This window comes from Centipeda artemidis DSM 19719, from assembly GCF_000426665.1.
Taxonomy (GTDB): Bacteria; Bacillota; Negativicutes; order Selenomonadales; family Selenomonadaceae; genus Centipeda; species Centipeda artemidis.
In genome coordinates this window covers 565,170-579,871 of sequence record NZ_AUFU01000001.1, presented here as the reverse complement: position 1 = coordinate 579,871, position 14,702 = coordinate 565,170, and the positions used below count along the sequence as shown (strand labels likewise).

Below are 14,702 nucleotides of genomic sequence, written 5' to 3'. Positions count from 1 at the left end.
GGAGAAGCTATGAAGACGTATCTTGGAAAACGACAACGCCTGCGTCTCGCCGCTCTCGTTGTGGGCGGACTGCTCTGCAGTACGACGGCGAACGCGGCGAACCTCGTCTCGACCATTCCATCGGACTACGGCAACAGCGAGATGGGGACAGTCACCGGTTCACGTGTGACGACGAACATTGACGCAACGCCTCAGGCTGGGGTGCTGAAGAACCTCAACCGCGATCCTGCGTCCTTTGGATTCCATCAGAAGGGCAAGAGCATGATCCTGCTGCGCCAGTATACCTACAGCACGACAGAGCTGGAGAACACCTCTCTGATCGACCCGAACTCTGCTGGTGCAGCAGCGAGTGCGGCAACCGGAAAGACGACGGCAGTACCGAATATGCATGCGGCTGCGGCAAGCGACGAGTATATCTACATGACCGGCTATGATCTCGGTCAGATCGGTGTCGTGCGCCAAAACGGCAAGCGATTGATGGAAAACAAAAGAGCTGTTGTCAACCTCAAGAATGACATCAAGCAGTACTGTGGCTACAACTTCACCGAGACGTTCAAAAACCTCGACGAAGATTCAAAGGGCGAGAAAGGCAAAACCTACACGGGTGACCCTGCAAAAGCACAGGTGCACGGTGAGGCACTTCTCGTTGATGGGCGCAGACTCTACGTAGCGGCATCCGTCAACCCGCTCGCGGGCTACGATCCCTACGACGACGGCTTCTTGATGCAGTACGACATCCAGGACGATGGTACCCTGAAGTTCGGCAGCTATACACGCATCAGCCGCAACATCGATCAGGGACGTCTCAATAAGTTCAACGATCACATCCTCGTCTCCTGCATCGGCGGGTATCAGCACTACAACGGGACAGGCAATACGCACTATACCGCGCTCAATATCGCCAAGATCGATCAGAATACGGGGCGCATCCTGGGCACGGAGCAGCGCCGCGCCTCGATTCCGAATCACGTCAAGGGCACCGGCGAGGATATGCGTGATCTGAAGCTTCTCCCGGATGGCACCGCCTATGTCATGACGTACAATCTCAGCCCGTCCGGCAGTCAGATCAATGCGCATGTCTACAAGACGACCATGTCCAATCTGATGTCGGAACACCCAGACGATTGGCAGGAAGTCGCGGTTGCAAGCCAACAGGAAGGCTGGTTCGGCAAGCTGAACGCCGAATACTATACGAAGCGTCTCTGGCTGGAGCTTGGTGATACCCTGCAGGCCTATACAGACGGCGATGATACGGCAAAACACATATGGCAGGCGAAGGATTTCTCCGACAATAAGGCATTCAACCGCTTCAACAAGATCACAATGATCGAGCCGGACCGGGTCTACGGGAATACTGCATCCGTCGTCATGACACTGCCGGCAGAGTTGGGCGGCGACACGACGGCAGCAATGGTGAATGAAAATGCTGTTTGGAAGAACAGTGCTGCATTCAGTGATACAATCACGACGCAGCAGAGCTGGAACATCGATACCGTTGTCAGCATCGGCAAGGACAAGCTCGGCGACAAGTCGACGAATGTGCTGGCGGCGATTTCTGCAACGGACAGCAGGCCTCTCAATATCAATGCAGGGGAAAATATTCTGCAGCTGCAGGTAGAAAACACCGTGGGGAATCCGACGGGGATCTACGCCAGAGGAGCAGATCTCACGGTAAGTGCGAAGAAGGGCATCAACATCCTCACACGGGGAAGTGAGGGCGGAAATTCCCTGACGAATGCTGTTCAGCTCGATGCACTGAAGAATAAGGCGGCAAAGCTCACCATCAATGGGCCGCTGAATATCTCCATGACGGGCGGACTTGGCGGCAACGGTGTCGCAATCCAAAAGAGTGACCGCTTCGGTGAGAAGTCCTATGAGGCGCGCCTTGCCTCGGCGATTCGCATCAACGGCAATCTGAAGATTGCAGGCACAGAGACTGACAAGTGGGGCATCCCGCTCAACCGTGAAAATGTATTCTCCCGCTTTAACAACGCTGGCATCCTCACGCAGGTCGAAAAGAGCGATGTGACCGTAGACGGTGATGTGGATATGACCGTCTATGGCAACGGCGTGACGACGAATGCCAAGGACAGCAGCGTACACATTGCAGGCGGCGGATCGATCCAGGTGCCCGCCGGTATGCGGTACAGCTACTATGCACTTGCTGCCTATCAGGGCGCAATCTCCATGAATATGGGCGACGACGGGACGAAACCCGGCAACCTCAAAGAAGGAAAAGCGCTCGCTGACGTAAAGCTCGACGGCGACCTATTTGCACTGCCCACGGGCAGACTCGACGTTGCCCTTATGACGGACAAGTCCTATCTGCACGGTCTCGTCGATAACGGCGGCACGGCGAATCTCTACTTGCAGAACGGTGCAAAATGGCTCAACGAAGCCCGAAACGAGCGCTACTACCAGGACAATGAGGATATGGGCGCAGGCACGATGGCTGCGGTAAGAACCAGAGCCGGCGGAACGGTCGGGAAGGTCTACAATGCACAGAGTCACGTCACGAACTTTGTTGGCGGTGCGACGGAAGCGCAGCGCGGCATCATCTACCAGAAGAATGCCAATCCGCTGACGATCGACAAGTACAGCGGACATACAGCAGCAGTCTATTCACATGACATAGAAACGCCAACGCTCTTCAAGGGCGGTGAAATCATCATCAAAAAGGCGAATGCGGATACGAAGAATGTCTTTACGCTCTTTACCGATGGCGCCGGCGTAACGACAGGAAACCAGAGTGCCGTGCTCAACGCGCTTGCGAACAAACTGTCCTATCAGAGTTTTGCCGAGAACAAACTTTTGGGAAAACTCTCGATCGGCGAGAGCCTGACGACCTCCACCATCAACGGGGAAATCACCTTTGGCAACGAGACGGGAAGCTATGCGGGCGGCACTACACCGCCGAAACCGCCGAGCACGGAGCAGACGAAGACGGAGTTTACAAAACGACTCTTCGGTACGGCTTCGGATCAGGAATACGTTGATGCGAATGTTCGTCAGCCAGATGGAACATATCGATTCTCGAAGGATTCAAACATCAGCTATGCCAATACGGACGACGAGGATGCTGGCGTCATCAGTCCCACGGAAGATGTGAAGATTGATGCATCGGGTCATACTCTTACTGTTGAAACAAAGGTGCAAGGAGCACAAAAATCGGCAGCCATCAAGAATACAGGAAAAAAACTCAATATTACAGCAGATGCGCTTCGATTGTTCACGAACAAACATGAAGTGAGTGATGCTATATTTTCTTGGGGTATTCTGAATGAGAGCGGAACAACCAATATTTCAGGGCTGACAGAAATAGACACAACCGGATATAATTCGAGCCGTGCTGTGGAAGCAACTGAAGGAACGGTAACACTCGAGGGTCTGAAAGCAAAGGTGGCAGCCTACGATGATGCGGCGGCACTTTTCACCGGCTCAACGGGACAGATCCATGTCAACGCAAAAGATGGCAGCGCAGGCAACAAGACGGTGAAGATTGACGGCAACGTGGGTGCTATGGGTGAAGCGAGCCGCATTGATGTCGCTATGGTAAACAAAGATTCTGGAGTGAATGGTCTTGCCTTTGGTAAGGGGAAGATTAACTTCTGGCTGCAAAACGGTGCTGTTTGGAACAATGAGCAATATGGCGGGACAGTGCCTGACAAAGAGGATAACCAGCTTGGGTACGATTATGATTATACCTTCGCCGGCAGCCGACTTTCCTCTTTACGGGGCGGCAACGATGCCAACAATGCGGGCGTGATCTTCCAGAAAAACAACAAGGATATCACGATCGATAATTACAGTGGCCATACACGTGTATTCTATGAGCATGATTCCGCAACGCCAACGACAATCAAGGGCGGCGACTTCCGTATCAAGAACGCAGCAGTGGGCAGTGGCATTACACTGACGACAGACAGCAGCGGTCTCAATACGGAGTCAACGAAAGCCACAGACAAGAATCTCGTGAGCGCAACGCTCAATGCCCTTGCAAACAAACTCTGGTACACAGCATACACAACGAATGAGCGCAACCTCACAGGAAAGGTTGAGATCGCGGAAGGTCTGACCTCTTCGTCTGCGAGTAAGCGGCTCGAAAACATCACATTTGATGCGGCGAGCGGGCAAGGCCGCTATGTCTATACGCCGCAGTCGGAGGCGACGACCGACCCGATTAAGGAATCGGAGACTCTGTCCTATGATCGTCAGGCACTTGCGACAGCGCCAAATACCAAGGGCGGTCGTATTGTCTCCGGCCTCTATACGGATAACACGGCGTACGATAAGCAGCACCCGATGGTCGTCGATATGAACGGGCATAGTCTGCACATTGAGGCAAACAGTAAGAACCAAATTGCCAGTGCGATTCACGGCGGCAACAACAAGTACATTCGAATTGTGAACAGCGGTGAGAAGAAGTCACTGACCATCAAGGCATCGAATACGGATACACGTGCAGCGAACGGCATCCAGACGGAGGCGAATGGCCATATCCATATCCAGGGGCCTGTCGTCATTGAGGACGTTCATACCAAAGGATACAATGCGGCGGCGATCCAGACGAATGGAACCATCGGCTCCCCGAGTGATGTCACGATCGACGGCGATCTCACCGTGCAGTCCGTGCGGGCCGATCGTGTGGATACGAAAAACAAGGGCGCAGACGATGGGCGCAATCTGGCTGCGCTCAAAACGACAGCGGATGAGTCCAAGATCACGGTCAAGGGCAATGTCGATATTCAGAATATCAAGGGAAGCGTACTCCAGACGATTGGTGCGGACAGCGTGATAGATGTTGGCGGCGGTACGATTTCGGCTGCCGAGGATGCCGATCACACGAAGCAGTACCGTGCCGTCCGTGCCGAAAAGGGCACGGTCAATATCAACACGCCCGAAGGTGTCAGCGGGAGCAGAAAGACGAACATCACGGGCGATATGTATATCACGCGTGAGTACGGAAAGAAGGTCGCCGAATACAGCGGCGGTCAGCTTGTGGATTTTGACAGGAAGGGCGTGCTGAACGTCTCGTTGACGACGGCAGATTCCTCATGGACGGGTGCGGCGACGTATGATGTCAATCGGGCAGACTTCGGGACGGGCGGCTTCACAGCGCACGATGTGGGGCAGTTCAACTTGACTCTGCAGAATGGCGCACACTGGACAAATGAACAGAGATCCGGTGTTACGGACAAATGGCTGGGCAGCCGACTTTCCTCTTTACGGGGCGGCAACGATGCCAACAATGCGGGCGTGATCTTCCAGAAAAACAACAAGGACATCACGATTGATAATTACAGCGGCCATACACATGTATTCTACGAGCATGATGCCGCAACGCCAACGACGATCAAGGGCGGCGACTTCCGCATCAAGAATGCAGCGGCGGGCAGTGCCATCACGCTGACGACGGACAGCACGGGACTCAATACGGAGTCGACAGAGGCGGCGGACAAGAACCTTGTCAGTGCAACGCTCAACGCTCTTGCGAATAAGCTCTGGTACACGGCATATACAACGAACGAGCGGAATCTCACGGGCAAGGCGGAGATCGCCGAGGGTCTGACGACCTCGTCCGCGAGCAAGCGCGTTGAGAATATCACGTTCAACGAGTCGACGGGGCAGGGCAGCTATGTCTATACGCCGCAGGCGGAAGGACAGACGAAGACGGAGTTCACCAAGCGGCTCTTTGGCACGACTTCGGATCAGGAATATATTGACGCCCATGTCCGTCAGGCAGACGGCACATACCGCTTCACGAAAGATTCGACCATCACATATCAAAACGGATCGAATATGAATCGCGGCGCGATCAAGCCGAACGCAGATGTGCAGATTGATGCTGCAGATCGCGTGCTGACGGTCAAGAGCGGCGGCAAATCCGCGAGTGTCAAGGAATCCGCCGCCATCTCAAACGATGGGAAGGATCTTGACATCGCGGCCAAAACGCTGAAACTGCTGGTGAACGACACGACCTCGGCGGCACCGCTGCAATCCGCTTGGGGCATCCGTACAACGGGCGGTACGACCGAGGTGACCGGCACGACGGAGATTGATGTCGCCGGCACAAAGGAGAGCAAGGCGGTACACGCATCCGGCGGCACGGTGACACTGGGCAGCCTCCATGCGACGACGAATGCTGCCGCAGAGGAAGCGGCGGCGCTGTATGCACAGAACAACGGCCGCATCAATGTCAACATGAATCACAACAACGGCGGCACGGGTACGGTAACGCTCGACGGTCATATCGTGGCAAAAGATGCGGCAAGCCGCGTGGATGCGGCAATCTATGGAACGTCGTCCCATCTGAAGGGCTTCGTCTATGGCGAAGGCAAGACCAATCTGTGGCTGCAGAACGGCGGCGTTTGGGAGAATGAAAAACGTGGGGCGAATGTACCGACCGGGTTTACCGGCAGTCATGTCAGCCAGCTGACCGGCGGCGGCAATGCGTCGAGGGCAGGGTTGATCTTCCAGCGGGATGAGAGAAAGATCACCATCGACAAATATTTGGGTCATACGAAGGTGTTCTTTGCCCATGATGCCGCGACACCGACAAACATCAAGGGCGGCGACATCGACATCAAGAGTGCCGTCGGCGGCAGCAGTATCACGCTGGTCACGGATCAGAGCGGTCTCAATACGAGCACGACGGCGGGGATCACAGAGAAAAATCTCGTCAGCGCGACGCTCAACGCGCTTGCCAACAAGCTCTGGTACACAGGCTATGCAACAAACGAGCGCAATCTCCTGGGAAAAGTGCAGATTGCCGAGGGTCTGACTGCCTCGTCCGCAAGCAAGCGGCTTGAGAATATCACGTTCGATACGGCGACGGGACAGGGCAGCTATGTGTATACGCCGCTGATTAATCCGCCGGCATCACAGACGCAGAGCGACTTCACGACCGCCATCACGGGCGATGAGGTGCATGATACTCCGTACACGAATGCCGGTGTCCGCAAGCCGGACGGGCAGTACATTTTCACGAAGGATTCCACCATTACCACCGGCAAGGATTTGATTGCGGCGGGCGCGTGGATGAGCAATATCAGTGCAGCTGTATCGAACGCCAGTACAGGAAAAACCCTCGACATCAATCTAAATGGCAAAAACCTCGCGATCAAGACTGTGACGGATGTCAGCACGACGGGAATCACGGCAATCGGCAAGGATTCCAAAGTCAACATCAAGAATGCCGGTGCCATCTCCATCGATGCGGAGAGCACAGGCGGCGGGCAGACGGCAACGCTCTTCGTGAACGGCGGCGGCGCGATCCACATCCAGAACGGCGGCGGCAATCTTGAGGACAAGGTGCTGAAGGTACGCGCAAACGGAAACCATAAGACGAACGTCGCCGTGATCAAGTCGATGAACGGGGTGACGGGGGTCGAGTCAAACATCACGATCGACGGGCTTGTCGATGTGTTGGCAGACGGAAATGATGCGGCAAACGGCAAGGGGGCAAACGAGGGTGTCAGTGCGGTCGCCTCGACGATTGATATTGGCGGCGGCACGATCCGTGCAATCAATGGTGCATGGGCGGCGATCCGCGCCTACGGCGAATTTGTCTCGGACAACTATGGCACGGTCAACTTTAACGTCACGAAGGGGGCGGACGGTCTTGCCAACGGTGCCGATACAAATCGCGCTGTCATCGAGGGCGATATCGTCACAAACGGCGGCATGGGCACGAAAGGGCGCGTCTCCGTCGGTCTCTCCACAGCAAACTCACACTGGATCGGCAACTATGCCGATACGCGCGGCTACGGCGTGACGCCAGGGGCACTCGGTGCAGTCAACCTCTTTATGAAGAACGGCTCCTACTGGAAGGGCTTCTCCAACGGCACGATGAAGGTGGAGATGAGCGGTGCGGACACGAGCTGGACGGGCTTCAATCTTGGCGACAATATGCAACTCAAGCTTTCCGACGGCGCGATCTGGCACAATGCCATCACACAGGAGCAGAAGAATCAGGACGGCAAAGCCGCAATCAGCAAAGTCAAGTATTTCACGGGCGAGGGCGGCTTTATCGACATGACGGGAACGAACCGCTTCCTCGCGTCGAGCAACAGCCTCAGCGGCGCTCCCGTACAGACAGGTTCTTCCTCCATTGAGGAAAAGGGGCTTGGTGAAACGGGCGATCTCACGATTGATGAGTTCAGCGGTTCGACGACGATGCTCTACCGCCATGACGTGACAACACCGACAACGATCTACGGCGGTAAGTTGACAATCGGCAAAGCAGCGGCGGGAAGTCTCGTCAGGATGCTAACAGACAACACGGGACTCAATACAGAGTCGGCAAAGTCAGCGGACAAGAACCTTGTCAGTGCGACGCTCAACGCCCTTGCAAACAAGCTCTGGTACACCGCCTATACGACGGGAGAGCGGAATCTCACGGGCAAGGCGGAGATCGCCGAGGGTCTGACGACATCGTCTGCAAGCAAGCGCGTTGAGAATATCACGTTCAACGAATCGACCGGACAGGGCGGCTATGCCTATACGCCTGCGGTTGATCCGCCGAAACCGCCGCAGCCGGGACAGGATGAGCAGACGACAACGGAGTTCACGAAACCGCTCATCGGTACGGATTCGGATCAGGAGTATATTGACGCACATGTTCGTCAGGCAGATGGCACGTATCGTTTCACGAAGGACTCGACCATCACATATCAAAATAACGTGAGTGGGGCTCGTGGGGCAATCATGCCGAGTGCGGATGTCCACATCAATGCCGCAGATCGCGTCCTGACGATCAAGAGCGGAAGCGGGATCGCGAGCGTCACACAAGGTGCTGCCATCGCCAATTATGGAAAGGGGCTTGATATCAAGGCAAAGACGCTGAAGCTCCTCGTGAACGGCACGACCTCAGCCGCTCCGCTGCAGACCGCCTGGGGCATTTTGTCTACGGGCGGTACGACGAATATCTCCGGTATGACGGAAATCGATGTCGCCGGCACGGAGCGCAGCAAGGCGGTGCAGGCTTATGACGGCACGGTGACACTGGAAGGCCTCCGTGCCAAGGCGAATGCTGCTTCCAAGGATGCGGTGACGCTTGATGTACAGGGCACGGGACGCATCAACGTCAATGTCAAGGATGGCACGGTTGGCAGCAGCGAAGTCATGCTCGACGGCAATATTACCGCCAGGGAGTCCGGCAGCCGTGTGGATGCAGCGCTTACAACCGGAACGTCATACCTCAAAGGGCTTGTCTCCGGTGTTGGGACGCTCAATCTCTGGCTTCAGAATGGTGCTGTTTGGCATAATGAGGAGTACACGACGCAGCCGACAGGATTTAGCAGCCGTCTGTCGAACTTCACGGGCGGCAGCGACGCTTCCCGTGCAGGCGTGATCTTCCAGAAGAACAACAATGACATCTCAATCGACAACTACAGCGGCTATGCGCGTGTATTCTACAAGCATGATGCCGGAACACCGACAACGATAATCGGCGGCGACCTGCGCATCAAGAACGCGGCGGCAGGCAGCAACATTACGCTGGCAACGGATAATGCAGGGCTCAATACGGAGTCGACGAAAGCAGCAGACAAAAACCTTGTCAGTGCGACGCTCAACGCCCTTGCAAACAAGCTCTGGTACACCGCCTATACGACGGGAGAGCGGAATCTCACGGGCAAGGCGGAGATCGCCGAGGGGCTGACGACATCGTCTGCAAGCAAGCGCGTTGAGAATATCACATTCAACGAATCGACCGGACAGGGCGGCTATGCCTATACGCCCGCCGTTGATCCGCCGAAGCCGCCGCAGCCGGGACAGGATGAGCAGACGACGACGGAGTTCACAACCCCCATCACCGGTGACGCAGCTTCCGATGCGGACTATGTTGCGGGTCATGTGCTCAAGAATGATACGTACACATTCACCAAGAACTCGAAAATTACGGCGGCCACGGGCATTCAGGCGGTACAGAACAAGCCAATCAAGGTGCAGGCCGCAGGTGCGGAACTCAAGATTCAGGCAGCGGATTATGGTGTGGATGCCGGCGCAAACAGCAAGGTTGCGATTACAGGAAAGCAGCTCACGATTGATGCGGGCAGCCGCAGCATTCGCGCAGCAGCAGGTTCTGATGTTTCCGTTGCCGCAGGGTTTGACCTCAAAGGGGCAATCGAGAATAACGGCGGGCGCATCTCTCTCAAAGATATGGGACGAAAGAGCTCGTTGGTCGGTGATATCACACAGACAGCAGGCAGCTTTAACCTCAGAATGCAGGGTGTGGACTCGAATCTCAAAGGAAATATCATCGCGAGCGGCGGAGTTCTGGATCTCTCCATGGAAGGTGCGGGCGCGACCTTTACGGGCAGTATCCGCGGTGCGGGAAGTGCACGGGAAGCGGGCACAGGTGACCGCAGACTGACGCTTGAGAACCGCACGGTCTGGAATGTTACGTCACCGTCCAACCTTACCCGGCTGAACGCAAAGCAGGGCAGTGTCATCAACTACCTCTTCAGCCATAATGAGGGTGTCAATGTCGAAAATTTCAAGGGCTCGGCGACGGTTCATTACAATGGCACGGCAACGTCCGACGGAACGCTGACCCTCGCCAATACCGGCAAGTTCCGCATTCGGAATGTTGACGGTACCGGCAATGCACTCACGATCGCGACGGATGCACACGGCGGCAGCGATACGGCAGATGAGCGAGTTGCAAAGACGCTGGCAAGGCAGTTTGAATATGTCAGCAGCAGCAGCAACATTCAGAATCAAAGGATCCGGGGGCTTTCTCTGAGTGCGCTCATTGCAGATGGCCTTGTTTCCTCCTCAAAGAGATATAATATCCTCATGGAGGCGGACGGAACATCTGGCGATGTAAAGCCTTTTGTGTCGAACATCGAGTACGGCGACTACGAGACGAAGCTCATGAAAGGTGTCAAGTCGGCGATGACCGCCTCCACGATGGCATGGCGCGCCGAGGCGAACGACCTCATGAAGCGTATGGGCGACCTGCGTCTATCGCCCAACGATACCGGGATCTGGGCGCGTGTCTATCGCGGCAAATCGACGAGCAACAAGGACAATACCGATTTCCGTATGAACTACTCCACCATTCAGGTCGGCTGCGACAAGAAGGTAGGCAGGGATTGGCGCGTCGGCGTTGCAGGCAGCTACATGAGCGGCTCATCGGCCTATGCTGCAGGCAACGGCAAGAACAAAGAGGGCAACCTCGGTGTTTACGGCACGTGGACGGGCAAATCGGGACAATACGTCGATCTCATTGCGAAGATCGGCAGACTCCAGAACGAGTACACCGTCTACAATGACTTTGGACACTATGTCAAGGGCGACTACAGCATGTGGGGCGGCTCCCTCTCGGCAGAGTACGGCAAGCGCATTTCCATGAAGGACGGCAGCTTCGTTGAGCCGCAAATTGAGCTCATCTACAGCCACATGCAGGGTACGAACTACGTCGGCAGCACAGACTATAGTGGCATGAGCATGTATGTGCACCAGAAGCCGTTCGACAGCTTCATCGGACGCATCGGCTTCGGATTCGGCAAGGAGACGGAGCGCAGCACATACTATGCGAGGGCATCGCTCTATCATGAGTTTGCAGGCGATATGCACACGGATTACTCCGACGGCTTCACGCCGAAGAGCACCATGCAGCGCGGCAAGGATACGTGGGTCGGCGTTCAGCTCGGCGGAACGCTCAAGCTCAGTGACAAGACGAATCTTTACGGCAACTTCGAGAAAACCTTCGGCGGTGACGTCAAAACCGACTGGCGCATGGACGCCGGCGTCCGTTGGAGCTTCTAACCGAATACTGCAGCGGCATGGAACATGCCGTATAAAAGAGACGGGACTGCCGCACAGAGCGTGCGGCAGTCCCGTTTTGTCTGTATGAAACGGCTTGGCAAGGTTGCGCGGAATTTGCTTTCAATGGTATAATAAATAGAGAAATTTTTGAATGTATGGGAGTGGCATTGGATGGATGAGTTTGCTTGGCGGGTGCGTTTGGCACGGCGGCGCAAGCAGAGCCGGCAAAAGTTCCGCTTTGCGGCGGGATTGATCGTGCTGACCGTCGCGGCGCTGGGGTGGTATCTCGGCTACTACATCCAGCGTCCCGCCTATGCGCTTGCACAGACGGCGGCGGCGCTCGAAGCGCATGATGCGGACGCGTTCCTCCGCCGCGTGAATGTACAGGCGCTTGCGGACGCGGGCTATGACGATCTCACCTATGTGCTGTTTTCCCGCGATACGAACCTCAAGGAAAAGGAGCGCACCGCCTCGGGCAAGTTCTACGAGAATGTGAAGGAATCCGTCGCGGCGGGGCTTGCGCGCTCCATTGAGGGGGGCGTGCGCACGGGAACGTGGGAGGATCCGACGGGCGTCGATGCGCTCAAGGGGCGCTCGCTTGGTATCGACTACGAGTATCTCATGGAGTGCAGTCACCTGCGCGATACGACGCTGCTGAATATCGGCGAGATCACGCGTGACGGGAGCGCGGCGACGGCGCACATTACGGTGCGCGACGAGGGCACGGGACTGGAGTTCCCGCTCGAGCTGCGCATGGAGCACGGGAGCGGCGGCTGGCAGATCGTGCGCGTGACGAATTACCGCGCGTATCTCGAGGCGGTGCAGAGCGCGGCGAGCGTGGATCTCTCGCGCTATATCGAGGCAACGCGCCCCATCGTCGACCGCTACAACGGTGTGTTCCGCTCGATGCAGGGCGAGTTCCGGCACCTGACGGAGAATGCGCACGGCACCTATACGACCGAGCATCGCAAGGCGCTGATGCGGCTTTTGCAGGAGGATATGATCCCACTGCTGAAAAAATATCGCCGGGAGCTCGACGCCGTGGATGTGCCGCGCGGTGCCGCGTATCTCGCCGCACAGCGGCAGGCGGCGACGGATGCGTCCATCGCGGCGTACGAGAGCTTTGTGAAAGGTCTTGATACGGGACTGCCGGAGGACTTCGCTCGCGCGGAGAGTCTGCACAAGACGGCACTCACCTATGACCTGCGCGTCGGGGATATGATTCGCCGCGGCGCAGTGAGCAAGGAGACGCCCGCGACGCCGTAACGATGCGTTTTCCTATCGATGAAAGCATGATAAAACCGCCCCATACGCAGGAAACATGCGTGCGGGGCGGTTGTTGTGTGACTAGCTTTTCATCGGAACAAAGTAAAGATCACTTTACACCGCTTCCATCCTTCGCATCCTGCGCTTCCATCCCCAATAGAGGAGGGCGATCATGACGAGGAAGCTGGTATTGTAGGCGTTGTAGACGACGAGCATGGAGTGGATGCCGGCGAGATCCCACGCGCAGCACCATGCGACGCGAAAGAGGCTGTACGCGGCGAGCGAGGTGAGCATCGGATAGAAGGTGTCGCCCAGCCCGCGGATCGCGCCGATGTAGACCTGATTGATTCCGTAGAGCCAGTAGAACGGCATTGTCCAGTAGACGGCCTCAAGACTGTTGCAGACCGTTGCGGGATCGTCGGTAAAGAGGGCGATGAGCTCAGGGGCAAAAAAGGAAGCGAACGCCGCCATGACGAGCGATCCGCCGACCGTGAGCCGCAGGCTTGCCCGCACGCCCGCGCGGACGCGATCCGGCTGCTTTGCCCCCACATTTTGCCCGATGAAGCTCGTCAGCGCAATGCCGAATGCGAACAGCGGATAGTAGAGAAAGCCCTCGACGCGGGCGTAGACCGTCATGCCTGCCATTGCGGCGTAGCCGAACGAGTTGATATACCCCTGGATGACGAGCGAGGAGATGCTCATAAAGACTGCCTGCATCCCCGCGGGGATACTCGTGTGAACGATCGGTGCGAGATAACCCGCGTGAAAGAGCGGACGGCGCAGGCGGAACTGCCATACGCCATGCAGGTGGAAAAATTTTTGCACGACGAGCGCGGCGGCGACGTACTGCGAGACGACAGTCGCGATCGCCGCACCCATGATGCCGAGCGGGAAAACGATGAGGAGGAGCACGTCGAGCGCGATGTTGAGGATCACCGCGACGAAGAGGTAGCGGAGCGCACTCGTCGTGTTGCCGAGCGCGCGCAGGACGGCGGTCGCCGTGTTGTAGACAAGCTGCGCGAGCATCCCGAGGAAGGAGACCTCGAGGTACGCGGCGGCGAGCGGTATGATGTCCTCCGGCGTGTTGAGCCCTGCGAGCATCGCCGGGATGAGCGCGAGCCCGCCGAGCGTAAAGACAACGGAGAAGAGCAGCACGACGACGAAAATCGTCTGCACGAGCGTGCCCAGCTTTTCATAGGACTGCTCGCCGTAGAGGTGTGAGACGAGCACACTCAGCCCCGCCGAACCGCCGATGAAAAAATTGACGATGACCGAGAGAATGAGGCTTGCCGTCCCAACCGCGGCAAGTGCCTCTGCGCCGAGGGTTTGACCGACGATGGCGGTGTCGGCGATGGTGTAGAACTGCTGGAGGAGCTGAGAGAGCAAAATCGGCAGCATGAATACGAGCAGCTGCCGTACGATCGGCCCGCGCGTGAAGTCTTGCTGATCCGCACTGTGAAAGAGCAGGACGTGCAGGTGGTGCAGATTGTGATGCAGAAAGTCATAGGTGAGCGGATTGTGGATGCCGTAGATGCGTTCTTGACATTTGATCGCACAGAGACGACACTTGATGCTGCTGATGTTCATAATGAGATATTTTATCACAGGATCGAGGAGGCTGCACGAACATTATGGGGGATAGGCATTTTTCTCGCCAAACA

General features: G+C 56.5%; 3 protein-coding genes. 2 read left to right on the top strand and 1 reads right to left on the bottom strand.

Going from position 1 to position 14,702, the window contains the following annotated elements; all coding sequences use genetic code 11:
* Nucleotides 1–9 precede the first annotated feature (9 nt).
* The gene (locus tag K341_RS12895; protein ID WP_026761751.1) at nt 10–11,775 is read left to right on the top strand and encodes an autotransporter domain-containing protein; all 11,766 of its coding nucleotides are present in this window, start codon (nt 10–12) and stop codon (nt 11,773–11,775) included.
* A gap of 171 nt (nt 11,776–11,946) precedes the next feature.
* A complete protein-coding gene (locus K341_RS0102650) occupies nt 11,947–13,041 on the top strand; it encodes a hypothetical protein (protein ID WP_026761750.1) in 1,095 nt (364 codons plus the stop codon).
* 114 nt (nt 13,042–13,155) lie between these two features.
* Here the strand turns inward: K341_RS0102650 and K341_RS0102645 are convergent, their stop codons facing one another.
* On the bottom strand, nt 13,156–14,628 hold the full coding sequence (locus K341_RS0102645) for an MATE family efflux transporter (protein ID WP_026761749.1): 1,473 nt from the start codon (nt 14,626–14,628) through the stop codon (nt 13,156–13,158).
* Nucleotides 14,629–14,702 lie beyond the last annotated feature (74 nt).

Coding starts and splice junctions, on each gene's coding strand:
- K341_RS12895 (WP_026761751.1), top strand. CDS start 10: ATGAAGACGTATCTTGGAAAACGACAACGCCTGCGTCTCGCCGCTCTC.
- K341_RS0102650 (WP_026761750.1), top strand. CDS start 11,947: ATGGATGAGTTTGCTTGGCGGGTGCGTTTGGCACGGCGGCGCAAGCAG.
- K341_RS0102645 (WP_026761749.1), bottom strand. CDS start 14,628: ATGAACATCAGCAGCATCAAGTGTCGTCTCTGTGCGATCAAATGTCAA.